This is a genomic window from Novosphingobium sp. B-7, from assembly GCF_000410615.1.
GTDB lineage: Bacteria > Pseudomonadota > Alphaproteobacteria > Sphingomonadales > Sphingomonadaceae > Novosphingobium > Novosphingobium capsulatum.
Window position 1 is genome coordinate 27,745 of the sequence record NZ_KE148333.1, and the last position, 22,771, is coordinate 50,515.

The following is a 22,771-nucleotide window of genomic DNA, read 5'->3' on the forward strand; positions in this document are numbered from 1 at the left end:
GGCACGGGGGGCGCGCCCCTTTTGCCTGATTCTACGCGCGGAGAGCCCGCGTGGTTCCGCGTCAGTCGCGCAGCAGCTCGTTGATGCCGGTCTTGCTGCGGGTTTGCGCGTCCACCGTCTTGACGATCACGGCGCAATAGAGCAACGGCCCGGGCGTGCCATCGGGCAGCGGCTTGCCGGGCAGCGAGCCGGGCACGACCACGGCGTAAGGGGGCACGCGGCCGATATGCACTTCGCCGGTGGCGCGGTCGATGATCTTGGTGCTGGCGCCCAGGAACACGCCCATCGACAGCACCGCGCCTTCGCCCACGATCACGCCTTCGGCCACCTCCGAGCGCGCGCCGATGAACGCGCCGTCTTCGATGATCACCGGGCCGGCCTGCAGCGGTTCGAGCACGCCGCCGATGCCGACGCCGCCCGAGATATGCACGTTCTTGCCGATCTGCGCGCACGAACCCACCGTGGCCCAGGTATCGACCATGGTGCCTTCATCGACGAACGCGCCGATGTTGACGAAGCTGGGCATCAGCACGACGTTCTTGGCAATGTGTGCGCCGCGCCGCGCCACGGCGCCCGGCACCACGCGGAACCCGGCGGCGCGAAAGGCGGCTTCGTCCCAGCCGGCAAACTTGCTCGGCACCTTGTCAAAGGCCGGGGCGCCACCGGCGCCACCCTCAATCACGACATTGTCATTGAGGCGGAACGAGAGCAGCACGGCCTTCTTCAGCCACTGGTTCACGCGCCACGCGCCATCGACCTTTTCCGCCACGCGCGCTTCGCCAGCATCGAGCAGGGCGAGGGCCTGTTCCACCACCACGCGCACATCGTTGCTGGCCGGCGTCACGTCCGCGCGGTTGTCCCAGGCGGCTTCGATGGCGGCTTCAAGCTGTGCGGTCATGTGTGTTTCTCCGGGCAATACTGAGATGGTCTGGCCTTGGGGGGTCTGGACAGTCTGCTTGGGCAGGGCGCCTAGCCGAGGTGACCGTCGGCGGCAAGCGCGTCGAGCCAGGCAGCAAGATCGTCGATCGTCTCGTCGATCGCGGTCTCGTCGCGAGCGCGGGCGCCCCAATCCGTCCCGAAGTCGAGCCAGACCGTCTGCATGCCCATGGCCTTGGCCGGGGTGAGGTTACGCGCCGAATCCTCGAAGAATACCGAGCGGGTAGGGTCGATGCCAAAGGCGGAGACAAAGCCGCGATAGGCCGATGGCTCGGGCTTGGGCTTGTATTCCATGGCGTGAATGTCCCACAGGCCTTCAAAGCAGTGGGTGATGCCCAGGGCATCGAGCACCCGTGTGGCATAGGCTGCATCGCCATTGGTAAAGACCAGGCGGCGCCCGGGCAGGCGCATCAGGCGTTCTTCCAGGCGCGGCGCACGGTTCAGGGGGGCCATGTCGACATCGTGAACATAGCCAAGGAATTCATAGGGATCGACGCCGTGGAAATGCATCAGGCCAGCGAGCGTGGTGCCATGGTCGTGGAAATACATCTTCTGCACGCGGCGCGCCTCGGCATGGTCGCAGCCCAGTAGATCGGCAATATAGGCGCCCATGCGCACGTCGATCTGGTCGAACAGGCAGGTTTCGGCCGGGTACAGCGTGTTATCCAGATCGAAGATCCAGCAATCGACACGCGATGGGTCAAAGGGCATCCGTCATCCTTGCGAGCTTGGCTCTGGCCTCATGAGCGTGGCTCTGCCTTTAGAGCATGGTGCCGCCGCCTGCCCGCAAAATCAGCGCGGGGCAAGCCTCCTCAGCCGGGCGTTTTCGCCGTCTTCGAGAATCCATAGCGTACCATCGCGCGCTTCGCGAATCTCGCGTATCCGCGTGCCCAGGTCGATCCGCTCCAGTTCCTTGCCCACCGGGTGGCCGTCTGGCCCCGGTTCCAGGCCCACGCGAACGATCCCGGCCGCGCCCAGCGCCGCGATCAGCGCCTGCCCGCGCCACTGCGGAAAGGCCTTGCCCGAATAGAACACGAAATCGCCCGGCGCGATCACCGGGTTCCAGCTGATCGCCGGCGCCGCCAGGTCTGGCCGCGTTGCGTTGCGCGGGATCGGCGTGCCATCATAGTTGTCCCCATCGGACACCAGCGGCCAGCCATAGTTCTTGCCGGGTGAAAGCAGGTTGAGCTCGTCCCCGCCGGCCGGGCCGTGCTCTACATCCCACAGGCGCCCCTGGGCATCGAACTGCAAGCCCAAGGGGTTGCGATGGCCCAGCGTCCACACCTGCGCGGCAATGCCGCCTTGCGCCGCAAAGGGATTGCCCGGCGCGGGCTGGCCATCGAGCGTGAGGTGGAGGACCTTGCCCAGGTTGGTGTTCATATCCTGCGCCGGGATGAACTTCTGCCGCTCGCCCGAAGACAGGAACAGGCTTTGGCCATCCGGCGCAAAGGCGATGCGATGGCCAAAATGGCCGCGCCCGGAAACCTTGGGTACCTGCCGCCAGATCACGGTGAGGCCTTCGAGGCGGGGCGAGCCCTGATCGCGCACCAGCCGCGCGCGGCCCAGCACGGCGCCGCGCGTATCCCCCGCGCCCGCTTCCACCCAGGTGAGATAGACCAACCCGCTGGTGGCAAAATCGGGGGCGAGGGCAATATCGCCGAGGCCCCCCTGGCCGCCGGCGTCCACCTTGGGCGTGCCAGACACGACCACGGCCTTGCCCCCTTCGCGCCACAGCTTAAGCGCGCCGGTGCGTTCGGTCACCAGCACGGCGGTCTTGCCTTGGCCATCATCAGGCAGGAACGCCATGGCCCACGGGCTGTCGAAGCGCGCCAGGTCGGTAATCACGAAGCTGTCGCGCTGTTCGGGCGCCGTGGCGGCGGCGTTATCGGGCTGGGCTTGCGATCCGCAGCTTGCAGCCAGGAACGCGAGCGGCGATAGGAGGCAGAGGATCCCTTTTGTCATGCCCGCTACAATGCCCGAAACCCGCGTCCGTGCCACCAGAATTACCCGTGTTACTGCCCGCGTATCGGGGCATGTGATTGGCGTCGACGAGGCGGGGCGCGGCCCCCTGGCCGGCCCGGTGGTGGCCGCTGCGGTGGTGCTGGGGCGGCGGCCGCCCGAAGGGCTGGCCGATTCCAAAAAGCTTTCGGCCAAGCGCCGCGCGGTGTTGGAAGAGCAGATCAAGGCGTCGTGCCACTGGGGCGTGGGCGTGGTGGACCCGGTCGAGATCGACCGCCTCAACATCTTTGGCGCCACCATGCTGGCGATGACCCTCGCCGTACAGGAACTCGTGGCGCAATTGCAGGGCGATGTGGGCGAGGTGCGTGTCGATGGCAATCTCACGCCGCACGGGCGCCATGCCGATTGGTGCTGGCCGGCGCGGCCGATTGTTGGTGGCGACGCGATCGAGCCGTGCATTTCTGCGGCCTCGATCATCGCCAAGGAGCACCGTGACCGCATGATGCGGGCGGCGGCCGAACTCCATCCGCACTACGGCTGGGAGCGCAACGCCGGCTATGGCACGGCGCAGCACCTTGCCGCCCTGCGCACGCACGGCCCTACGCCGCTGCATCGGCGCAGTTTTGCCCCCGTGGCGCAGCTGCTGCTGATTTAGCCGCGACTCGGCGCAAGGCCTGCGAATAAATTTTCCACAGTTGCGCACACCATATCTTGAGTCACGCACCCCCACCGAGACTCAAGATGTGGTTGGCGGACTCGTTCCGTTCCGCTTTTGCAGCGCTGCGACTCGGCGCAAATCCGCGAGTCGCGCCTTGACCTGCGAGTCGCGATGATTCAGATTCCACGTCAACAAGCGATAGTGGAAGGAAGTATCATGGTTACGGCAGTGAAAACGCGCACCCGCGCCTTGCGGGCCAAAGTGGCCGCCAAGGTTCAGGCGCCGGTGCTGCCGGTCAACCGCATCCTCAAGGGCGATTGCATTGAAATGATGCGCTCGTTGCCCACCGGTTCGATTGACATGATCTTTGCCGATCCGCCCTACAACCTGCAGCTTGGCGGCGACCTGGCCCGCCCCGATGGCAGCCATGTCGACGCCGTGACCGATCACTGGGACAAGTTCGACAGCTTTGCCGTCTATGATCGCTTCACCCGCGAATGGTTGAGCGAGGCCTATCGCCTGCTCAAGCCCAATGGCTCGATCTGGGTGATCGGCAGCTATCACAACATCTTCCGCCTGGGCACGATGCTGCAGGACATGGGCTTCTGGATTCTCAACGACATCATCTGGCGCAAAACCAACCCCATGCCCAATTTCAAAGGCACGCGGTTCACCAATGCCCACGAAACCCTGATCTGGGCAGCCAAGAGCGAGAAGGCGAAGTACACCTTCAACTACCGCGCGATGAAGACCTTGAACGACGAGTTGCAGATGCGCTCTGACTGGGTGCTGCCGATCTGTTCGGGCAAGGAACGCCTCAAGCGCAACGGCACCAAGGCCCACCCCACGCAAAAGCCGGAATCGCTGCTCTATCGGGTGATCCTGGCCACCACCAACAAGGGTGACGTGGTGCTCGATCCATTCTTCGGCACCGGCACCACCGGCGCTGTGGCCAAGCGCCTGGGCCGCAACTGGATCGGCTGCGAGCGCGAGGACGATTATATTGAAGTGGCGCAGGAGCGTATCGACCTGGCCCTGCCGCTCGATGAAAGCGCACTCAAGACCATGCAGTCCAAGCGCGCCGCGCCCAAGGTGCCGTTCGGCTCGCTGGTGGAAAGTGGCTGGCTGACGCCGGGCACCGTGCTCGCTGACAAGAAGCGCCGCTGGCAGGCCGTGGTGCGCGCCGATGGCAGCCTGGCTGTGGGCGAGGATACCGGGTCGATCCATGGCATGGGGTCCAAGGTGCAGAACGCCGCCTCGTGCAATGGCTGGACGTTCTGGCACTTCATGGACAAGGGCGAGATGAAGCCGATCGACGTGCTGCGCCAGCGCTATCTGTTGGCGGTGGAAGACTGATCGGGTTAATTGCCGTCGTCCCGGACTTGATCCGGGGCCCCGCTTTTCCTGAAGGATAGCGCAAGGCGCCCAAAAGAAGCTGGACCCCGGGTCAAGCCCGGGGTGACGAATAGTTGGTGGTTGGGGCAAAGGCTTTGGCATGAACGAGACGGTTTACCTTCGCCCCATCGCCTTGACCGAAAGCCCGCAGTCGGATGACGGTCAGGCCGTGCGCCTGGCTGGCGGGCTCGCCTGCGCCAGCCGCTTTGCCCTGCTGGTGCGGGGTGACGGCAAGATCGTCTCGCGCCAGGTTGTCAGCGCGGGGGACGTAGTTGCTGCCATTGCTGCCTTGCCCGATGCGCTGGCCGCCGACGCCAGCGCGCAATGGGCCAACCTGAGCAAAAACCATGCGCCGATCGGCTGTGGCGAGCGGGTGCTGCGCCTCGATCAGCCGCTGGTCATGGGCATTCTCAACGTCACGCCCGACAGCTTTTCCGATGGCGGCCAGTTCCTCGACAAGCCCGATGTCGCGCTAGACCATGCCTCGGCCATGCTGGCGGCGGGCGCGGCGGTGATCGACGTGGGTGGGGAATCCACCCGGCCCAATGCCGCCGCGGTGTGGGAGGGGGACGAGATCAAGCGCGTGGTGCCGGTGATCGAGCGCCTTGCCGCCACCGGCGCTGCCATTTCCATCGACAGCCGGCGTTCCAGCGTGATTGCCGCCGCGCTTGCCGCCGGGGCGCATATTGTCAACGATGTTTCCGCCCTGCGCCACGATCCGCGCAGCATGGAGATTGTCGCTGCCAGCGGTGCGCCGGTCGTGCTGATGCATGCGCCGGGCGGTGCGGACGACCTCCACGCCGATGGGCATTATCGCGATGTCGTGCTCGACGTGTTCGATGACCTGCGCGCCCGGCGTGATGCCGCGCTGGCCGCCGGCATTGCCGCCGAGAAGATCCTGCTCGATCCCGGCATCGGCTTTGGCAAGACGCTGGCCGAAAACCTGGCGCTGATCAACGCCCTGCCGCTGTTCCACGCGCTGGGCCAACCCGTGCTGTTTGCCGCCAGCCGCAAGCGCATGATCGGCGCCTTGGCCGGCGAGGCACCGGCAGACCAGCGCCTGGGTGGCTCGGTCATGCTGGCGATCAAGGCGCTGGAGGCAGGTTGCCACATGGTGCGCGTGCACGATGTGGCCGAAACGGTGCAGGCCATGCGCGTGTGGCGCGGCCTGCGCGATGCGGCACTGACCGATTTTTCGCAGCTGGCATGAGCGCGCGGGGGGCTTCGACAAGCTCAGCCCGAACGGATTAAAGAGCAGTTTGTGAATACCGTTCGGGCTGGGCTTGTCGAAGCCCCCAGCCGCGCACGCCCCCGTCAGGCCGCGTTGTCGATGCCCAGTTCCGACAGCTTGCGGTAGAGCGTCGAGCGGCCGATCCCCAGGCGCCGTGCCACTTCGGTCATGCGGCCGCGATAGTGGCCGATCGCCAGGCGGATGACATCGGCCTCGATCTCTTCCAGCGGGCGCAGGTTGCCGTCGGCGGTGAACAGCATCACGCCGGCACCATCGCTGATCGGTGCCGGGCTGCGCGGGGTTTCGCCCACCATCGTCGAGAGATTGGGGAAGTCTTGCGCGGTCAGTGTTTCTGCATCGCAGAACACGGCGGCGCGAAACAGCGTCGCCTGTAACTGCCGCACGTTGCCCGGCCAGTCATAGGCCTTGAGCAGGGCCAGCGCGCTATCGGTGATGCCAAGCGGGCGCAGGCCCGGCTGCTCGCCAATCCGCGCGAGGAAATAGCGCGCCAGCGCGGCGATATCGCCCGACCGCTGGCGCAGCGCGGGCAGATGCACGTGCACCGTGCTGAGCGCATCGACCAGGGGCGCATGATAGAAACCCGCCTCGGCCAGATCGCGCAACGGCGCATTGCTGCACGCGAACAGGCGTACGTCGATGCGGAACGAGTGGCGCGCGCCGATCGGCTGTACATCACCGCGTTCGACGAACTGGGTCAGCCGTTCTTGTACATGAAGGGGCAGGCGATCGACCTCGTCGATTACCAGCGTGCCGCCGTCAGCGTGTTGCAGCGCGCCGATATGCCGATCGAAGGCTCCGGGAAACGCGCCCTTTTCGTGGCCGAACAGCACGCTTTCGATCTGGTTGGCGGGAATGCCGCCAGCGTTGACAATGCGCAGCGGCGCCTTGGCGCGCGGGCTGGCGGCGTGCATCGCGCGCACCAGCATTTCCTTGCCGGTGCCGCTTTCGCCCTCGATCAGCACGGTCTGCTGGGTGCGCGCCGCCTTGGCCGCCACGGCCAGTGCGGCGCGGAATGCCGGCGCGGCGCCGATCATCGAATCAAAGTCGAGCGTCGTGCCGATCTTTTCGGTGAGCGGCTGAAGCTCTGCCGCGGGCGCCTCGCGCGTGGTTGCGCTGCGCAGGGCCTGGAGCAGGCGATCGGGTGCCACGGGCTTGATCAGGTAATCGGTGGCCCCGGCGCGCATTGCTTCCACCGCCAGCAGTGGCGAGGCACTGGTGGTGAGCATCAGGATCGGCAGGGCCGGGCGCCGCGCCTTGAGTTCGGCGATCAGCGCACAGGCATCGTCGCCCGGAACCCATTGATCCAGGATGATGGCGCCCAGTTGCATGCCCTGGCGCGTGCCGAGCGTGGCAATCGCGGTTTCGGAATCGCGGGCCACGAGCGTGCGCCACCCTTCGCGTGCGGCCAGTGCCGTGATCAGCCGGCATTGCGCAGGCTCATCATCGATCAGCATCAGCAGGCGGTCGTCGGCTTCGGCCATGATTTTCCCGTCGTTGAAACAACACCCGATTACGCATTTCTGGTAAAAACCTGATTAAACAATCAGGCCATTCAATCGCCCTTGAGAGACGCGGGGCAGCGGTTTAAGGTGCGCTCAAGGATAATAACGAGGGATGAGTGAGCATGACGTCTGCCAATGATATGAAGGCTGCACGCGAAACCTACGAAGGCTTTATCTCGATGATCAAGGTCTCCGTGCCGGTGATCGCGCTCATCGTCGCTTTCGTGATCCTGATCATACAATAAAGAATGTCACATGACATAACGATCGCCGTCCTTCGGGAACGCGCGACGGGGGAGAGCCGGGTGGCGGCGACACCGGAAACGGTGCGCAAGCTTTCGGCTTTGGGGGCCAAACTGGTGGTGGAAAGCGGCGCGGGGAAGGGCGCCGATATTTCCGACGATGATTTTCAGGCCGCCGGCGCGGCGATTGCCAGCGCCGATGCCGCCGCCGGCGCGCAGATAGTGCTGGGCGTGCAGGGGCCCGATCCGGCGCTGTTGGCTGGCGCCGCGCCTGGTGCGTGGATCGTGGCAGGGCTCGATCCCTTTGGCCAGCGCGCCCGGGTCGATGCCTATGCCGCTGCGGGGCTCGAGGCGCTGGCGATGGAATTCATGCCGCGCATCACCCGCGCGCAATCGATGGATATCCTGTCATCACAGGCCAATCTCGCTGGCTACAAGGCCGTGCTGGTGGCGGCCAATCTCTATGGCCGGGCTTTCCCGATGATGATGACGGCGGCCGGCACGGTGAGCGCGGCCAAGGCCTTCATCATGGGCGTGGGCGTCGCCGGCCTCCAGGCCATCGCCACCGCTCGCCGCCTGGGCGCGCAGGTTTCCGCCACCGACGTGCGCTCTGCCACCAAGGAACAGATCCAGTCGCTGGGCGCCAAGCCGATCTTCGTGGAGAACGTGGCGGGGATCGAGGGCGAAGGCGCGGGCGGCTATGCCACCGAAATGAGCCCCGAATACCAGAAGGCCCAGGCCGAACTGGTATCGAGCCATATCGCCAAGCAGGATATCGTCATCACCACCGCGCTGATCCCCGGCCGCGCCGCGCCGCGCCTGATCAGCGATGCCCAGATCGCGACGATGCGGCCAGGCTCGGTCATCTATGACTTGGCCGTGGCGCAAGGCGGCAACGTGGAAGGCAGCGTGGCCGACCAGGTAGTGGAACGCCACGGCGTGAAGATCGTCGGCTATGCCAACACGCCCGCGCTCTTGCCGGCCGATGCTTCGGCCCTGTTTTCGCGCAACCTGTTCAATTTCCTTTCGGCCTTCTGGGACAAGGAACAAGGCCGCCCGGTGCTGGACGAGGAAATCGGCAACGCCATCCGCCTGACGCAAGGCGGGCAGGTCGTGCACGAAAGGCTCAAGGGGTGAGTATGGACGAGTGATCCTCCCCCTGCGGGGGAGGGGAACCGCCCACAGGGCGGTGGAGGGGGGGGTAGCGATGCGCGATCATAGCGTGCAAGCACTGACAAGCGCGAGAAAGCTGCGCAAAGCCATGAGCTTGCCCGAGGTTCTGCTGTGGCAGCGCTTTCGGCAGCGGCCTGCGGGAATCAAGCTGCGCCGACAGCACCCGGTGGGCGGCTTTGTCGCTGATTTCTATTGCGCTGCGTCTAGAACTGTCTTCGAGATCGACGGGATTTCGCATGACATGGGCTCTCGCCCGCTTGCTGATGCCCGGCGTTCGGCGTGGATGGAACGCCACGGGCTTCGCGTGATCCGCATTCCCGCCGCCGACGTTCTCCGCGACCCTGATGCCACGGCCCAAGCCATTATAACCGCGTGCCAAGCAGCACCCCCTCCGTCAGCGCTAGGCGCTGCCACCTCCCCCGCCGGGGGAGGATCTGAAGGTACCTGATCTATGGACTTCATATCGATCCTGAGCATTTTCGTGCTCGCCTGCTTTGTCGGCTACTACGTCGTCTGGTCGGTCACGCCGGCCTTGCATACGCCGTTGATGGCGGTGACCAATGCCATTTCGTCGGTCATCATCGTCGGCGCCCTGGTCGCCTCGGCAGCGGCGGGGTCGCCACTGGCCAAGGTGCTGGGGCTCGGCGCAGTGGTCCTGGCGTCGGTCAATATCTTCGGCGGTTTTGCCGTTACCCAGCGCATGCTGGCGATGTACAAGAAGAAGGAGAAGAAGTGATGGACTTCTCGTTCCTCTCGGCGGCTGTGAGTGTGGCGCCGCGCAATGTATTTCCGATGCCTGCGGCAGAAAACAGCGGTATCGTTCCGCTATTATACCTCATTTCGGGCGTGCTGTTCATCATGGCGCTGCGCGGGCTTTCGTCGCCGGGCACGAGCCGGGCGGGCAACCGCTATGGCATGATCGGCATGACCATTGCCGTGGCCACCACGCTGGTTACCCATTCGATCGCCAGCCTGCCGGAAATCGCGGTGGCCATCGCCATTGGTGGAGGCATCGGCTTTATCATCGCGCGGCGCATCCAGATGACGGCGATGCCGCAACTGGTGGCCGCGTTCCACTCGCTGGTGGGACTGGCCGCCGTGCTGGTGGGGCTGGCGGCCTATGCCAATCCCGAGGCATTCGGCATTCTTGATGCCCAGGGGCTGATCGAACCGCAAAGCCGCGTCGAAATGGGCCTGGGCATTGCCATCGGCGCCATCACCTTCTCCGGCTCGATCATCGCGTTCCTCAAGCTGGCTGGCAAGATGAGCGGCGCGGCGATCCTGTTGCCCGGACGGCATGTGATCAACCTGGGCACGCTGATCGCGATCCTCGGGCTGGTTGGCTGGTTTACCCAGGATCAAAGCCCCTGGGTCATCGCCACGATTACCGCGCTGTCTTTCGTGATCGGCTTCCTGCTGATCATCCCGATCGGCGGGGCAGACATGCCGGTGGTGGTCTCGATGCTCAACAGCTATTCCGGCTGGGCGGCAGCGGCGATGGGTTTCACCCTGCACAACACCGCCATGATCATCACCGGCGCGCTGGTCGGCTCTTCAGGTGCGATCCTGTCGTACATCATGTGCAAGGCGATGAACCGCTCGTTCCTGTCGGTGATCGCCGGGGGCTTTGGCGCCGAAGCAGCCGTCAGCGGCGGCGCGGCCAAGGAGCAGCGCCTGTGGAAGCGCGGATCGGCCGAAGACGCGGCATTCCTGATGAAGGAAGCCGAAAACGTCATCATCATCCCGGGCTATGGCATGGCCGTCAGCCAGGCGCAGCACGTGCTGCGCGAGATGGGCGACGTGCTCAAGGCCAATGGCGTCAACGTGAAATATGCCATTCACCCGGTGGCGGGGCGCATGCCCGGGCACATGAACGTGCTGCTCGCCGAAGCCAACGTACCCTATGACGAAGTCTTTGAACTGGAAGATATCCAGGGCGATTTCGCCCAGGCTGACGTGGCGTTCGTGATCGGCGCCAATGACGTGGTCAACCCCGCGGCCAAGACCGACAAGTCCAGCCCGATCTATGGCATGCCGGTGTTCGACGTGGACAAGGCCAAGACCATCTTCTTCGTCAAGCGCTCCATGGGCGGGGTCGGCTATTCGGGCGTCGACAACGACGTGTTCTACATGGACCAGACGATGATGCTGTTGGCAGACGCCAAGAAGATGGTGGAGGAGATCGTCAAGGCGCTCCAGCATTGATGATAACCCCTGGTTGACAGCGTCGGCGCGGCGGGGCGAGAAGGCGGGCATGAAGACCATCGTTCTTGTCGCCGTTGTCGCCGCGCTGTCGCTCGTTTCTACCGCCTGCGTCTCCAAACTGGCCGAGGGCCGCGTGCGCACGGCGCTGGTCGATGCCGGCCTGTCCCATGCCAATGCCGCCTGCATGGCCGAGCGCATGACCGATCGCCTCTCGCTGGGGCAGTTGCGCCGGTTGGAGGCACTGCAGGCGCCCAGGCGCAGCCTGGCCGATTACGTGTGGACCGTGCGCCGCCTGGATGATCCGCAACTGGTGCAAGTGACGGTCAGCGCCGCTGCGCTCTGCGCCATGGGATTGGCCCCCGAAAAGCGGTGAACCGCGTGCGCGTGCACGGTGGATCGCTGCCGGGGGCCGCTGGACCTGGGCGGTGGTCTTGCCTAAGGCTGAAAACCATCGAAACGGGACTGACCGGCGGGGGCGCCGGTGGGAGATAGTGGTTTGCGCAAGATTGGCCTTATCGGCGGCATGAGCTGGGTTTCGACCCGCACGTATTACGAGCATCTCAACAAGCTGGTTCAGGCGCGCACAAGCACGTTGTCGAGCGCGCCTTTGCTGATCGAAAGCCTGGATTTTGCCGGCTTGGCCCGGCTTTCGACTGCGGATGAGTGGGCCCACGCCGCAACCGTGCTGGTCCAGAGCGCCAAGCGGCTGGAACAGGCTGGCGCCACCGCGCTTCTGATCGGCGCCAACTCGATGCACAAGGTCTATGACCAGGTTGCCGCGTCGGTGGGTGTGCCGGTGATCCACATTGCCGACGCCGTTGGCGCACGGATGCAGGCCAATGGCGTGAAGACCGCGGCGCTGATCGGCTCGCGCAATGTCATGGTCGAAAGCTTTTACCGCAAGCGCCTGGTGGCCCATGGCGTAACGCTGCTGCCGCCGGTGATGGACAATGTCGATGAGATCGACCGGATCATCTATGAAGAGCTGATGCAGGGCCGCGCCACGCGCTCGGCCGAGCGCACGTTCAAGACCTTGTTGACCACCATGGGCCAGGCCGGCGCGCAAGGCGTGGTGCTCGGCTGCACCGAACTCGACATGGTCATCGATGTCGATGCCAACGTGCTGCCGATCTATGACGGCACGCGCATCCATGCCGAGGCGGCGGCCGACTGGATCCTGGGCGCGGGGTGACAGACATGCGCGCGCCCTGGGCCTGCGATCCCGCTGCCTCGCGTGGGCGAGAGTTCGCACCAGAGCAGGGCGGGGTGCGCGGCCCGCGCAGCGAGTTCCAGCGCGATCGCGATCGGATCATCCATTCGATCGCGTTTCGCCGGCTGCGCCACAAGACGCAGGTGTTCATCGCGCCCGACGGCGATCACTATCGCGTGCGGCTGACGCACAGCCTAGAAGTGGCGCAGATCGGGCGCGTGATTGCCCGTGCTTTGGGCGCGGACGAAGACCTGACCGAAGCACTGTGCCTGGCCCACGATATCGGCCATCCGCCGTTCGGTCACGCCGGCGAGGATGCGCTGGAGGCGGCGCTGTCAAGCTGCGGCGGATTTGATCACAACGCCAATACCTTGCGCGTGCTGATGCGCCTGGAAAGCCCCTATGTGGAGCACGATGGCCTCAACCTGACCTGGGAAATGCTCGAAGGCCTGGCCAAGCATAACGGGCCGGTGAAGAAGCCCACCTGGGCGCTTGCCGAACTCGATGCGGCGTTCCCGCTCGACCTGGCCAGTCACGCCTCGATGGAGGCGCAGATTGCCGCGATTTCCGACGACATTGCCTATGACAACCACGATATCGACGATGGACTGCGCGGCGGTTTCCTGGCGCTGGACGACCTGCTGGAACTGCCGTTCGTGGCCGATCAATGGTATGCGATCGAGGCGCGCCATCCCCATGCCCCGCGCGAACGCCTGCTGCGCGAATTGGTGCGTGGGCAGATCGGCCGGATGGTCAACGACGTGATCAGCGAAACGCAGCGGCGCCTGGATGATAGCGGCGTTGGCAATGTGGCGGCGGTGCGCGCTGCCGGGCGCGCGCTCTGCGGATTTTCCGAAGAGGTGCGGCGGGAAGAACGCACACTCAAGCAGTTCATGTACGCGCGGCTCTACCTCCATCCCGAGCAGGTGGCTGCGGCTGATCGCGCGCGCCATGTGGTCGAAACGCTGTTTGCCGCCTATCGCGCCGATGCCGGACACATGCCGGCCGCCTGGCAGGCGCGCTTGCGGCTGTCAGAGCCAGATCGCAGCCGCGTGATCGCCGATTTCATCGCCGGCATGACCGATCGCTATGCTATCGACTGTTACGCGAAGATCGTCGGTCAAGTGCCTGAAGGACTTAGCAATGTCTGATCCCATCCGCGTGCTGCTGGTCGGCGCGACGGGGCTGGTCGGCCAGGCCGTGCTGGATGCCGCTGCTGGCCGGCCTGGCGTGCGCATGGTCGCCTTGGGACGCCGTGCGGCGCCCCTGCCTGCCGGCGCGCAGATGGAGCAATTGGTGATCGCGCCTGAACACTGGGGCGATGCCGTAGCGCAGGTGCGCCCTGATGTGATCGTGCTGGCATTGGGCACGACGATCGCGGCGGTGGGTGGCGATCGCGCCGCCTTTCGGGCGGTGGACCATGACCTCACGCTGCGCTGTGCGACGGCGGCGCGCCAGACGGGCGTTGCCCATGCCATCCTAGTTTCATCGGTTGGCGCTGATCCGGCTGCGCGCACGTTCTATCTCGCCACCAAGGGTGAGGTGGAGCGCGACGTGGCAGCGCTGGGCCTCCCTCGGTGCGATATACTTCGACCCGGCCTGCTGCGCGGCGCCCGCCAAGGCGCAGTCCGCCCGGCTGAGCGCGTGGGCATGGCGGTGGCGCCGCTGGTCGATTGGGCGCTGAGGGGCGCGCTTTCCCGCTATCGCTCGATCACCGCCAGCACGGTGGGCCAGGCGATTGTAAACCTGGCCAGCGTCCAGGCCGATGGGCGGTTCGTCCACCATTTTCGCTCCATCCACAGCGCTGCGCGCGGGACTGCTTATCCAGGCAGTTGACTTGCACGGGGTGCCTGCGCGAAAGGGCGGGCCTGTCGCTGACCCGCGCGGGAGAGTTTGCTGCTGATTCGCATATGTGAAAAAAGCAGTGACGCCGAAGGAGCAACCGCCCCGGAATCTCTCAGGCTAAAGGACCGCACGGGGTCTATAGCGACACTCTGGAAAGTGTTTCATTTCCTTGCGGAAATGGGGCCGCCGAAGGGGTAACCCCGCGATGCGCCACAACTAGGGGCGCGGGGGAAAGCTCTCAGGTTTCCGTGACAGAGGGGGCACCGTTGGGTGCACCTCTGTGCGGAGTTGAAACTTGTGAGTGACACATACGATCTCGCCCCGATTGCGGGCGAAAAGCCGCTTATCCTCACCCTGCCTCTCGATGCCTGGCACCGCGCACGCGGCGGCCGGATGGTGGAATTCGCCGGCTATCACATGCCGGTGCAGTACGAAGGCATTCTGGCTGAACACCAGTGGACGCGGGCCCATGCCGGGCTGTTTGATGTGTCGCACATGGGCCAGCTGGTGCTGCGCGGTGACCATGCCGGGCAGGCGCTCGAGGCCTTGCTGCCCGGCGCCTTCACCACGCTCAAGCCCGGCAAGCAGCGCTATTCGCTGTTGCTGGCAGACGACGGCGGCGTCCTTGACGATCTGATCGTGACCAATCGCGGCGCTGATTTCTACGTGGTGGTCAACGGCGCCACCAAGCATGCCGATATCGCCCACATCACCGCGCGCCTGCCCAAGGGTGTGACGCTGGACCACCTGGCAGACCATGCACTGCTCGCGCTGCAAGGACCGGAAGCCGCCCAAGCGCTCGGCGCGTTGGGCCTGGTGCCGGCGGCCGATCCGGCGCGCACGCTTGACAGCCTGGTGTTCATGGAGGCTGCGCCGTTCGTGTGGAACGGGGTGGCGCTGGGCGTTAGCCGCTCGGGCTATACCGGCGAAGATGGCTTTGAAATCTCGGTTCATGCTGATCAAGCCGTGGCGCTGGCCGATGCGCTGCTGGCCCAGCCGCAGGTCAAGCCGATCGGCCTGGGTGCGCGAGATTCGCTGCGCCTGGAAGCCGGCCTGCCGCTCTATGGCCATGATCTTTCGCCCGATATCGATCCGGTAGAGGCCGATCTCGGCTTTGCCATTCCAGTTCGCCGCCGACTGGCTGACGCTGGTTTCCCCGGCGCGCCACAACTGGCCAAGGCTTTTGCCCAAGGCACCGCGCGGCGCCGCGTGGGCCTGCTGATTGAAGGCCGCATGGCCGCACGCGAAGGCGCCGAGGTGGTGTCAGATGGCCGCACCGTGGGCACCGTCACCTCTGGCGGCTTTGCCCCCAGCCTGGAGCGGCCGATCGCCATGGCCTTCGTCGAAACCGCGCTGGCCGTGCCCGGCACCGCGCTGACCCTTTCCGTGCGCGGCAAGAGCCTTGCCGCCACTGTCGTTTCGCTTCCCTTCCATCCCCATCGTTACGTGCGCAAAGGAGCCGCCTGATGACCCGCTATTTCACCGCTGATCACGAATGGCTTGTGGTTGAAGGCGATGCTGCAACTGTCGGCATCACCGACTATGCGCAGAGCCAGCTTGGCGACATCACCTTTGTCGAACTGCCCGCCGTGGGCGCTGCCCTGGCCAAGGGTGACAGCGCGTCTGTCGTGGATTCGGTCAAGGCCGCTTCGGATGTCTATGCCCCGGTTTCGGGCGCCGTTACCGAAGTGAACCCGGCCCTGGAAGACGCGCCCGAACTGGTCAACTCCGCGCCGGAAGGCGAGGGCTGGCTGTGGCGCATGACGCTGGCCGATGCCGCCCAGCTTGATGGGCTGATGGACGAGGCGGCCTATGCCGCCCATGTCGCGGGGCTTTGACACGATGCGCTATCTTCCCTTGAGTGACCATGATCGTGGCGAGATGCTCGCCACGATCGGGGCGCCGGATATCGACGCGCTGTTTGCCGATGTTCCGGCGGCGGCGCGGCTCTCTGGCCCGATTGCAGGCCTGCCGGGCCATGCCAGCGAAATGGCGGTGGAACGCCACATGGCGCGGCTTTCGGCCGAAAGCCTCACCGCCGGCCAGGTGCCGTTCTTCCTGGGGGCAGGGGCCTATCGCCACCATGTTCCGGCGACGGTTGACCACCTGATCCAGCGCGGCGAGTTCCTGACCGCCTACACCCCCTATCAGCCGGAAATCGCGCAAGGCACCCTGCAGGTGCTGTTCGAATTCCAGACCCAGGTGGCGCGCCTGTTCGGCACCGATGTGGCCAATGCCTCGCTCTATGATGGCTCGACCGCGTGCTGGGAAGCCATCGCCATGGCTGGCCGCATTACCCGCCGCAGCAAGGCCGTGCTTTCGGGCGGCCTGCACCCGCATTATGTGGGCACAGCGCAGACCATGGCGCGCTTTACCGGCGATACGCTGGTGACGGCCAAGCCCGAAGTGTCGGCACAGGCCGATGACGAAGCGCTGATCGCCGCGATCGACGCTGAAACATCGTGCGTGCTGGTGCAGTATCCTGACGTGCTGGGCCGCATTCCCGATCTCAAGCGCATTGCCGCAGCCACGCAGGCCAAGGGCGCGCTGCTGATCGCGGTGGTGACCGAACCGGTGGCGTTGGGCTTGATCGAAAGCCCCGGCACGCTGGGTGCTGATATCGTCGTTGGCGAAGGCCAGTCGCTCGGCGTTGGCCTGCAGTTTGGCGGGCCATACCTGGGCCTGTTCGGTTGCCGCGAAAAGTATGTGCGCCAGATGCCGGGCCGCCTGTGTGGCGAAACGGTGGATGCCGATGGCAAGCGCGCCTTCGTGCTGACGCTGTCCACGCGGGAGCAGCATATCCGCCGCGAAAAGGCGACGAGCAATATCTGCACCAATTCAGGGCTTTGTGCCTTGGCTTTCAGCATTCATCTAAGCTTGCTGGGTGGTGAAGGCCTGGCCCGCATGGCCCGCGCCAGCCATTTGCGTGCGGTCCAGGCGGCCACTGCGCTGGCGGCGCTGCCGGGCGTGGCCGTGGTCAACGCCAGTTATGTCAACGAGTTTGCCATCACGCTGCCGCGTCCGGCGGCCGAAGTGGTGGATGCGCTGGCGGCCCGTCGCGTGTTGGGCGGCGTTGCCCTGTCGCGGCTCGTGCCGGGGCAGGCTGATCTCACCCATGTGCTGCTCGTCGCCACCAGCGAACTGACGACCGATGAAGACATCGCGGCCCTGTGCGCCGCGCTTGCGGAGGTACTGGCATGACTGTTCTGAACCCCTCCGGCTGGCGCCCCGAACTGGGCGAGCGCATTCCTGCCACGCTGGAAGCGCCCGAAACCGTGACCGGCAACCGCGCGCTGCACCTGGAAGAACCGCTGCTGTTCGAAGTGGGGCGGATGGACCACTGCGGCGTCGATTTCGACGACGTACCCGGATCGCCGCTCGCTGGCCTCGCCCTGCGCGCGGCGCCGGTGGACCTGCCGGGCCTGAGCGAGCCGGAGGCGGTGCGCCACTACACCCGCCTCTCGCGCCAGAACTATGCGATCGACCTCGGGCCGTTCCCGCTCGGCAGTTGCACGATGAAGCACAACCCGCGCCTGGACGAAAAGGTCGCGCGGATGCCCGGTTTTGCCGATGTGCACCCGCTGCAACCGGCAGGCACGGTGCAGGGCGCGCTCAAGGTGATCGATGAACTGGCCGACTGGCTGGTCAAGCTGACCGGGATGGCCGCCGTGGCGATGACGCCCAAGGCCGGTGCGCATGGCGAACTGTGCGGCTTGCTAGCGATCCGCGCCGCGCTCGATGCGCGGGGGGACAAGCGCGAGGTGATCCTGGTGCCCGAAAGCGCGCATGGCACCAACCCGGCCACCGCCGCCTTTGCCGGCTTCCAGGTGGAGGCGATCCCGGCCACCGACGATGGCCGCGTCGATACCGCCGCGCTGATCGGCAAGCTCGGCCCGCATGTGGCCGGGGTGATGATCACCAACCCCAACACCTGCGGCCTGTTCGAGCGCGATCTCAAGACCATTGCCGATGCCGTGCATGCCGCCGGCGGCTATGTCTATTGCGATGGCGCCAACTTCAACGCCATCGTCGGCCGGGTGCGCCCGGGCGATCTGGGCGTGGATGCCATGCACATCAACCTGCACAAGACCTTCTCCACGCCGCACGGCGGGGGCGGTCCGGGTGCCGGTCCGGTGGTGCTGTCAGACGCGCTGGCGCCATTCGCGCCGCTGCCGTTCGTCAAGCCTGGCAGCGATGGCATGCTGCGCCTGGTGGAAGAGGCCGATAGCGCCGGTGAGGCGCCTGAGGCGTTTGGCCGCATGTGCGCGTTCCATGGCCAAATGGGTATGTTCAGCCGTGCGCTGGCTTATATCCTGAGCCACGGTGCAGATGGCCTCGCCCAGGCATCGGGCGATGCCGTGCTCAACGCCAACTATGTGCTGCGCCGGTTGGAGCATGTGCTGCATGCGCCGTTCGCGGCGGCTGGCCCGTGCATGCACGAAGCGCTGTTCAGCGATGATGGCTTTGCCGATGGCTTTGCCACGCTGGACCTCGCCAAGGGCCTGATCGACGAGGGCTATCACCCGATGACGGTCTACTTCCCGCTGGTCGTGCATGGCGCGATGCTGGTTGAGCCGACTGAGACGGAAAGCAAGGCCGGTCTCGATCAGTTCATCATGGCGATGGAAAGCCTGGGTGCGCGCGCGAAGGCTGGCGATCCCGCGCTCAAGTCTGCCCCTCACTTTGCCCCGCGCCGCCGGGTCGATGAAACCCGCGCGGCGCGCAAGCCGCGCTTGGTGTGGAGCGCCTGAGGCGCGCCGCAATGCCTGACAGCCAAACGTAAAAAGGCGCCGCAAGATATTGATCTTGCGGCGCCTTCTTTATTCATGATCCTGGCGCGATTACTTGCCGTTGATCGCGTCCGAACCGGCCTGGCCAGCAGACTGGATGTCCTTGCCGGCGCCCTTGACGGTGTTGCACGCAGCCGTGCCCAGCAGCAGGCCGCCCATGGCGGCCGCGACGATGATCTTGCGCATCATGAGATTGGCTCCCTTCCTTGTGGGACGAAAGGCTCGAAACATGCCCTTCCGAACGCGCACAGAACGAGCCAATCCGCATGCGGTTCCTTGCCCTAAGGACCCTGCGTTCACGCCATGGCAGAGGCGGTAGGCGGGCTAGGTTGCTGCTGTCGGTGCCGCACATGTTCGCGCCAGGCGATGATCAGCCCTGCCGCAATCACGATCGGCGCACCGATCCAGGTGGTGGCAGGCGGCAGGTGGGCAAAGACCAGCCAGCCCCACAGCGTGGCCCAGCCAAATTGCGAGTAATCCATCACGATCACGCTGGACACCGGGCCGAACCGCAGCGCGGCTGTCATCAGCAATTGCGCGCCGAGGCCGGCCAGGCCAATACCGCCGAGCATGAGCCAGCCGAGGGCATCATGGTGCACCCCGGTGCGGAACAGGAACAGCGCCAGGAACGGCGCGCTCATCGCGGAAAAATAGAAGACCACTGTCAGTGGCTCTTCCGTGCGGCCAAGGTCGCGCAATTGGATCGAGACCAGCGCGACCATGAACGCCGCGCCGACGCCAACCGCCACGCCCAGCGCGGGCAGGTGGGTCTGGTTCGGGCCGGCAATGATCACGATGCCCAGCAGTCCCATGGCCACCGCCGTCCAGCGCCACGGACCCACCCGTTCCTTGAGCAGGAGCGCAGAGAGGATCACGGCAAAGACCGGGGCGGTAAAGCCCAGCACGGTCGCCTCGGCCAGGGGCAGGATCTGCACCACACCGAGCGTAAGGAACATGCCGGCCGTGCCGATCATCGCGCGGCGGAAATGGACCCACGGCCGCGCCGTGCGCAGGCGATGCAATTGCCCACGTGCACCAAGCCAGCCCAGCAGCATGAGCGCCGGCAGCGTCTGCCGCCAGAACATGGTTTCGGGCAGCGGCATGCCACGCTCGCCGGTCAGCTTGACCAGCACCAGCATGGTCGACAGCATGGCCATTGCCACCAGGCGCAGGCCCAGGGCCAGAAAGGGTCTTTCACGAGACGGCATGGCCCGCGCGCCTAGGCGCAGGGCGATGCGAGTGCAAGGCTTGTCGATCGCGGGGTTGCATCGTGCCGGCGCTGCGGCCATGGCGCCGCCATGATCGAACGGTGGCGCGCGATAGACTGGCAGCAGGTGTGGCAGGGGCCGTGGCAAGCCGTGGCGGCCGTTGGCGCCGTGCTGCTGGCGGTGGCGATCGTGGCGCTGGTGGCCGAACGGCGGCGCAGCAAGCGTGCCGATCTCGATCGCGTGGGCTGCATGCCCTGGACGATGATCTACGCCCTGTGCTTTTTCATGGCCTGCGTGCTGCTGGGCGGCGCTTTGCGCGCCGCCCTGGCAAGCTGACGATCAGAGGCAGGCTTCCAGGAATGCCTGGTCAAAGCCGAACTGACGCGCCTTTTCCAGGGTATAGGGGCGCAGACCGGACGGGCGGAATTCGCCGATGATCTTGCCCTCTTCGGTTTCGTCGAGATATTCGAACTTGAACAGTTCCTGCGTCACGATCACATCGCCTTCCATCCCGATCACCTCGGTGATGTTGGTGGTGCGGCGCGAACCGTCGCGCAGGCGCTTGACCTGAACGATCAGATCGACGCTCTCGGCGATCTGGCGGCTGATCGCTTCCTTGGGGATCTTGATGTCACCCATCAGGATCATGTTTTCCATACGGCCCAGGCATTCGCGCGGGCTGTTGGCGTGCAGCGTACACATCGAACCATCGTGGCCGGTGTTCATCGCCGCCAGCAGGTCAAAGCATTCCGCGCCGCGAATTTCGCCCAGGATAATGCGGTCAGGGCGCATACGCAGCGCGTTCTTGACCAGATCGCCGATGGTGATCGCGCCCTGGCCTTCCAGGTTCGGTGGGCGGGTTTCCAGCGGCAGCCAGTGCGGTTGTTGCAGGCGCAGTTCGGCCGCGTCTTCGATCGTCAGCACGCGCTCGCCCGGGTCGATCATCTTGGACAAGGCGTTGAGCATCGTGGTTTTCCCCGAGCCCGTGCCCCCGGAAATCACGATGTTCATGCGGCACGCGCCGGCGATTTTCAGCGCCGTGCACATCTTGTCGCTCATCGAGCCGAAATCGCGCAGCATATCGAGCGTGATCGGCTTTTCGGAAAACTTACGAATGGAGATCGCCGTGCCGCGCAATGAAAGCGGCGGCACTATCACGTTGACGCGGCTGCCATCCTTGAGGCGGGCGTCGGCCAGCGGCGTGGTCTGGTCGACGCGGCGGCCGACTTGGTTGACGATGCGCTGGGCGATCTGGAACAGGTGGCTTTCATCGCGAAAGCGGATCGGGGCGAGCTGCAGCTTGCCCTTCTTTTCGATGTAGGTCTGTTCCGGCCCGTTGACCATGATATCGGACACGTCGGGATCATTGAGCAGTTCCTCCAGCGGCCCGAACCCGAGCAGTTCGTCGATCAGCACCTTTTCCAGCGCGAATTGCTCGCGCCGGTTGAGCGTCACTTTCAGTTCGGCCAGCACTTCCATGATGATCGGGCGGAATTCTTCCGACAGTTCATCCTTGGTCAGCGTTGCGGCGGCTTCGGGATCGACACGTTCGAGCAGGCGCGGCAGCACCTGTTCCTTGATCTTGTGGACCGACGCCTCGAAGCCTTCGGCCTGGTAGGTGTTGTCCACCACGCCGTTGATGCGTTCGGCCAGGCGGCTCATCGCATCGGCATGCTTGCCGCCCATGTCATCGTTGGCGCCGGGCAGAGGGCTTGCTTCGACAAAGCCAGCGGGCACGGCCGTTGCGGCTTCGCCAGTTTTCATCGGCCGGGCAACGCCGAACGAGGGGCGCGCGGCGGTGGCTCCACCCAAACCTGTCTTCCGGCCAAAAGCGCTCATGCGTCTTTTCCTGTCAACTCGTTCTTCCGGGGCCGTAGCCCGACAATGGTCAGGAACGGCTTTTCAGACGTAGTGAATACGAGGGAAACCTTCAGGATTCCCTAAAAACGGACAAAAGGCCGCAATGGCGCCGTACATGGCGGTGTTGCCTGGCCGCGCGGCGGCAATCCTTCACCAACTCTATAGAAATGAAAGGCTTGGCCATCCAATCCGGCCGGGACGTCTCCGATCCGCCGAATCAGCGGCGGCATGTCGGGCAGGGAAAAGTCACTCAGGAGATAAAAGCCGCCTTCGTGTTTCGCCGTGGCCGCCAGTACGCGATAGAACTGCGCGCCATCGACCAGCTTTTGCGGTTCGGGATTGTTCCAGCGGGTAAAACTTTGCGTGCAGCGCTTGCCCAGGCGTTGAAATGGCATGCCGCTCAGCCCCGAAATTCCCTCGCCCGCGCTTTCCGGAAAAGCCAGCCAGCGTTCCTGGCTCAGGTTATGAGACGCGATCCAGGCGGAGGCGCGATCGCTGTTGTTGAACGGCATGATCAGGGCGACCACCGCCATGAA

At 65.2% G+C, this 22,771-nt stretch carries 25 protein-coding genes and 2 riboswitches; of the genes, 17 read left to right on the top strand and 8 right to left on the bottom strand.

Annotation, left to right across the window (positions count from 1 at the left end; genetic code table 11):
- Positions 1 to 61: 61 nt before the first annotated feature.
- The 3 genes from dapD to H926_RS0111100 all read right to left on the bottom strand — a co-directional run bounded on the left by dapD (position 62) and on the right by H926_RS0111100 (position 2,898).
- Positions 62 to 898, bottom strand: coding sequence for a 2,3,4,5-tetrahydropyridine-2,6-dicarboxylate N-succinyltransferase (gene dapD / locus H926_RS0111090; protein WP_022676357.1), 837 nt, complete (start codon positions 896 to 898; stop codon positions 62 to 64).
- Between the two features lie 71 nt (positions 899 to 969).
- Positions 970 to 1,647, bottom strand: a complete 678-nt coding sequence (locus tag H926_RS0111095) for a pyrimidine 5'-nucleotidase (RefSeq protein WP_022676358.1) — start codon at positions 1,645 to 1,647, stop codon at positions 970 to 972.
- A gap of 81 nt (positions 1,648 to 1,728) precedes the next feature.
- The gene (locus H926_RS0111100; protein ID WP_022676359.1) at positions 1,729 to 2,898 is read right to left on the bottom strand and encodes a PQQ-dependent sugar dehydrogenase; all 1,170 of its coding nucleotides are present in this window, start codon (positions 2,896 to 2,898) and stop codon (positions 1,729 to 1,731) included.
- Between the two features lie 10 nt (positions 2,899 to 2,908).
- Between H926_RS0111100 and H926_RS0111105 the strand changes: the two genes are divergently transcribed.
- The 3 genes from H926_RS0111105 to folP all read left to right on the top strand — a co-directional run bounded on the left by H926_RS0111105 (position 2,909) and on the right by folP (position 6,158).
- On the top strand, positions 2,909 to 3,550 hold the full coding sequence (locus H926_RS0111105; RefSeq protein ID WP_148291716.1) for a ribonuclease HII: 642 nt from the start codon (positions 2,909 to 2,911) through the stop codon (positions 3,548 to 3,550).
- 219 nt (positions 3,551 to 3,769) lie between these two features.
- On the top strand, positions 3,770 to 4,909 hold the full coding sequence (locus H926_RS0111110; protein WP_022676361.1) for a site-specific DNA-methyltransferase: 1,140 nt from the start codon (positions 3,770 to 3,772) through the stop codon (positions 4,907 to 4,909).
- A gap of 139 nt (positions 4,910 to 5,048) precedes the next feature.
- Positions 5,049 to 6,158: a dihydropteroate synthase gene (gene folP, locus H926_RS0111115; protein WP_022676362.1), complete on the top strand. Its 1,110-nt coding sequence runs from the start codon at positions 5,049 to 5,051 to the stop codon at positions 6,156 to 6,158.
- Between the two features lie 104 nt (positions 6,159 to 6,262).
- Here folP and H926_RS0111120 read toward each other — a convergent pair whose 3' ends face one another.
- Positions 6,263 to 7,681 (bottom strand): sigma-54 dependent transcriptional regulator, encoded by a 1,419-nt coding sequence (locus tag H926_RS0111120; protein WP_022676363.1) that lies wholly within the window; start codon positions 7,679 to 7,681, stop codon positions 6,263 to 6,265.
- Positions 7,682 to 7,824: 143 nt separating this feature from the next.
- On the opposite strand from H926_RS0111120, the gene H926_RS31750 reads away from it, so the two are divergent.
- From H926_RS31750 to gcvPB, 13 genes are all read left to right on the top strand, one after another.
- Positions 7,825 to 7,947, top strand: a complete 123-nt coding sequence (locus H926_RS31750; RefSeq protein WP_022676364.1) for an aa3-type cytochrome c oxidase subunit IV — start codon at positions 7,825 to 7,827, stop codon at positions 7,945 to 7,947.
- A 15-nt stretch (positions 7,948 to 7,962) separates the two neighbouring features.
- Complete coding sequence (locus H926_RS0111130) at positions 7,963 to 9,081, top strand: NAD(P) transhydrogenase subunit alpha (RefSeq protein ID WP_028657878.1); 1,119 nt, start codon at positions 7,963 to 7,965, stop codon at positions 9,079 to 9,081.
- Positions 9,082 to 9,151: 70 nt separating this feature from the next.
- Positions 9,152 to 9,565 (top strand): endonuclease domain-containing protein, encoded by a 414-nt coding sequence (locus H926_RS31755; RefSeq protein ID WP_082209119.1) that lies wholly within the window; start codon positions 9,152 to 9,154, stop codon positions 9,563 to 9,565.
- A 3-nt stretch (positions 9,566 to 9,568) separates the two neighbouring features.
- Entirely contained in the window at positions 9,569 to 9,853 is a 285-nt protein-coding gene (locus H926_RS0111135) for a proton-translocating transhydrogenase family protein (RefSeq protein ID WP_022676366.1), read from the top strand.
- A gap of 56 nt (positions 9,854 to 9,909) precedes the next feature.
- Positions 9,910 to 11,322, top strand: coding sequence for an NAD(P)(+) transhydrogenase (Re/Si-specific) subunit beta (locus H926_RS0111140; RefSeq protein WP_028657879.1), 1,413 nt, complete (start codon positions 9,910 to 9,912; stop codon positions 11,320 to 11,322).
- 49 nt (positions 11,323 to 11,371) lie between these two features.
- Positions 11,372 to 11,695 (top strand): hypothetical protein, encoded by a 324-nt coding sequence (locus H926_RS0111145; RefSeq protein WP_022676368.1) that lies wholly within the window; start codon positions 11,372 to 11,374, stop codon positions 11,693 to 11,695.
- Positions 11,696 to 11,818: 123 nt separating this feature from the next.
- Positions 11,819 to 12,514, top strand: coding sequence for an aspartate/glutamate racemase family protein (locus tag H926_RS0111150; protein ID WP_022676369.1), 696 nt, complete (start codon positions 11,819 to 11,821; stop codon positions 12,512 to 12,514).
- Between the two features lie 5 nt (positions 12,515 to 12,519).
- The gene (locus H926_RS0111155) at positions 12,520 to 13,683 is read left to right on the top strand and encodes a deoxyguanosinetriphosphate triphosphohydrolase (RefSeq protein ID WP_043609152.1); all 1,164 of its coding nucleotides are present in this window, start codon (positions 12,520 to 12,522) and stop codon (positions 13,681 to 13,683) included.
- Positions 13,676 to 14,368 carry an NAD(P)H-binding protein gene (locus H926_RS0111160; protein WP_022676371.1) on the top strand — a complete coding sequence of 231 codons (693 nt, stop codon included), beginning with the start codon at positions 13,676 to 13,678 and terminating at the stop codon, positions 14,366 to 14,368. The genes H926_RS0111155 and H926_RS0111160 overlap by 8 nt, the downstream gene beginning before the upstream one ends.
- A 38-nt stretch (positions 14,369 to 14,406) precedes the next feature.
- Positions 14,407 to 14,515, top strand: a riboswitch (glycine riboswitch).
- A gap of 1 nt (position 14,516) precedes the next feature.
- Positions 14,517 to 14,642: riboswitch (glycine riboswitch) on the top strand.
- 32 nt (positions 14,643 to 14,674) lie between these two features.
- On the top strand, positions 14,675 to 15,844 hold the full coding sequence (gcvT, locus tag H926_RS0111165) for a glycine cleavage system aminomethyltransferase GcvT (protein ID WP_022676372.1): 1,170 nt from the start codon (positions 14,675 to 14,677) through the stop codon (positions 15,842 to 15,844).
- Positions 15,844 to 16,215: a glycine cleavage system protein GcvH gene (gene gcvH / locus H926_RS0111170; RefSeq protein WP_022676373.1), complete on the top strand. Its 372-nt coding sequence runs from the start codon at positions 15,844 to 15,846 to the stop codon at positions 16,213 to 16,215. Before gcvT ends, gcvH begins: the two co-directional genes overlap by 1 nt.
- Positions 16,216 to 16,219: 4 nt before the next feature.
- Positions 16,220 to 17,578 carry an aminomethyl-transferring glycine dehydrogenase subunit GcvPA gene (gene gcvPA / locus H926_RS0111175; protein WP_028657881.1) on the top strand — a complete coding sequence of 453 codons (1,359 nt, stop codon included), beginning with the start codon at positions 16,220 to 16,222 and terminating at the stop codon, positions 17,576 to 17,578.
- Positions 17,575 to 19,128, top strand: a complete 1,554-nt coding sequence (gene gcvPB, locus H926_RS0111180) for an aminomethyl-transferring glycine dehydrogenase subunit GcvPB (protein WP_022676375.1) — start codon at positions 17,575 to 17,577, stop codon at positions 19,126 to 19,128. The genes gcvPA and gcvPB overlap by 4 nt, the downstream gene beginning before the upstream one ends.
- Positions 19,129 to 19,218: 90 nt before the next feature.
- On the opposite strand, the gene H926_RS0111185 is transcribed toward gcvPB, so the two are convergent.
- Together H926_RS0111185 and H926_RS0111190 are read right to left on the bottom strand one after the other, a co-directional pair.
- A complete protein-coding gene (locus H926_RS0111185) occupies positions 19,219 to 19,356 on the bottom strand; it encodes an entericidin A/B family lipoprotein (RefSeq protein WP_022676376.1) in 138 nt (45 codons plus the stop codon).
- A gap of 107 nt (positions 19,357 to 19,463) precedes the next feature.
- A complete protein-coding gene (locus H926_RS0111190) occupies positions 19,464 to 20,375 on the bottom strand; it encodes a DMT family transporter (RefSeq protein ID WP_022676377.1) in 912 nt (303 codons plus the stop codon).
- Positions 20,376 to 20,465: 90 nt separating this feature from the next.
- Here H926_RS0111190 and H926_RS0111195 point away from each other — a divergent pair, with 90 nt between their 5' ends.
- Positions 20,466 to 20,711: a hypothetical protein gene (locus H926_RS0111195; protein ID WP_022676378.1), complete on the top strand. Its 246-nt coding sequence runs from the start codon at positions 20,466 to 20,468 to the stop codon at positions 20,709 to 20,711.
- A 3-nt stretch (positions 20,712 to 20,714) separates the two neighbouring features.
- On the opposite strand, the gene H926_RS0111200 is transcribed toward H926_RS0111195, so the two are convergent.
- Positions 20,715 to 22,214 (bottom strand): CpaF family protein, encoded by a 1,500-nt coding sequence (locus tag H926_RS0111200; RefSeq protein WP_028657883.1) that lies wholly within the window; start codon positions 22,212 to 22,214, stop codon positions 20,715 to 20,717.
- A gap of 101 nt (positions 22,215 to 22,315) precedes the next feature.
- Positions 22,316 to 22,768: a hypothetical protein gene (locus H926_RS26975; protein ID WP_148291715.1), complete on the bottom strand. Its 453-nt coding sequence runs from the start codon at positions 22,766 to 22,768 to the stop codon at positions 22,316 to 22,318.
- Between the last annotated feature and the right edge of the window lie 3 nt (positions 22,769 to 22,771).

Excerpts from the sequence above, each read along its gene's own strand:
- H926_RS0111095 (WP_022676358.1), bottom strand. The coding sequence starts at position 1,647 with ATGCCCTTTGACCCATCGCGTGTCGATTGCTGGATCTTCGATCTGGAT.
- H926_RS0111190 (WP_022676377.1), bottom strand. The coding sequence starts at position 20,375 with ATGCCGTCTCGTGAAAGACCCTTTCTGGCCCTGGGCCTGCGCCTGGTG.
- H926_RS0111195 (WP_022676378.1), top strand. The coding sequence starts at position 20,466 with ATGATCGAACGGTGGCGCGCGATAGACTGGCAGCAGGTGTGGCAGGGG.
- folP (WP_022676362.1), top strand. The coding sequence starts at position 5,049 with ATGAACGAGACGGTTTACCTTCGCCCCATCGCCTTGACCGAAAGCCCG.
- H926_RS0111140 (WP_028657879.1), top strand. The coding sequence starts at position 9,910 with ATGCCTGCGGCAGAAAACAGCGGTATCGTTCCGCTATTATACCTCATT.
- H926_RS0111110 (WP_022676361.1), top strand. The coding sequence starts at position 3,770 with ATGGTTACGGCAGTGAAAACGCGCACCCGCGCCTTGCGGGCCAAAGTG.
- H926_RS0111100 (WP_022676359.1), bottom strand. The coding sequence starts at position 2,898 with ATGACAAAAGGGATCCTCTGCCTCCTATCGCCGCTCGCGTTCCTGGCT.
- H926_RS0111155 (WP_043609152.1), top strand. The coding sequence starts at position 12,520 with ATGCGCGCGCCCTGGGCCTGCGATCCCGCTGCCTCGCGTGGGCGAGAG.
- H926_RS0111160 (WP_022676371.1), top strand. The coding sequence starts at position 13,676 with ATGTCTGATCCCATCCGCGTGCTGCTGGTCGGCGCGACGGGGCTGGTC.
- H926_RS31755 (WP_082209119.1), top strand. The coding sequence starts at position 9,152 with ATGCGCGATCATAGCGTGCAAGCACTGACAAGCGCGAGAAAGCTGCGC.
- H926_RS26975 (WP_148291715.1), bottom strand. The coding sequence starts at position 22,768 with ATGGCGGTGGTCGCCCTGATCATGCCGTTCAACAACAGCGATCGCGCC.
- H926_RS0111135 (WP_022676366.1), top strand. The coding sequence starts at position 9,569 with ATGGACTTCATATCGATCCTGAGCATTTTCGTGCTCGCCTGCTTTGTC.
- H926_RS0111185 (WP_022676376.1), bottom strand. The coding sequence starts at position 19,356 with ATGATGCGCAAGATCATCGTCGCGGCCGCCATGGGCGGCCTGCTGCTG.
- H926_RS31750 (WP_022676364.1), top strand. The coding sequence starts at position 7,825 with ATGACGTCTGCCAATGATATGAAGGCTGCACGCGAAACCTACGAAGGC.
- gcvH (WP_022676373.1), top strand. The coding sequence starts at position 15,844 with ATGACCCGCTATTTCACCGCTGATCACGAATGGCTTGTGGTTGAAGGC.
- H926_RS0111105 (WP_148291716.1), top strand. The coding sequence starts at position 2,909 with ATGCCCGAAACCCGCGTCCGTGCCACCAGAATTACCCGTGTTACTGCC.
- H926_RS0111120 (WP_022676363.1), bottom strand. The coding sequence starts at position 7,681 with ATGGCCGAAGCCGACGACCGCCTGCTGATGCTGATCGATGATGAGCCT.
- gcvPB (WP_022676375.1), top strand. The coding sequence starts at position 17,575 with ATGACTGTTCTGAACCCCTCCGGCTGGCGCCCCGAACTGGGCGAGCGC.
- H926_RS0111145 (WP_022676368.1), top strand. The coding sequence starts at position 11,372 with ATGAAGACCATCGTTCTTGTCGCCGTTGTCGCCGCGCTGTCGCTCGTT.
- H926_RS0111200 (WP_028657883.1), bottom strand. The coding sequence starts at position 22,214 with ATGAGCGCTTTTGGCCGGAAGACAGGTTTGGGTGGAGCCACCGCCGCG.
- dapD (WP_022676357.1), bottom strand. The coding sequence starts at position 898 with ATGACCGCACAGCTTGAAGCCGCCATCGAAGCCGCCTGGGACAACCGC.
- gcvPA (WP_028657881.1), top strand. The coding sequence starts at position 16,220 with ATGCGCTATCTTCCCTTGAGTGACCATGATCGTGGCGAGATGCTCGCC.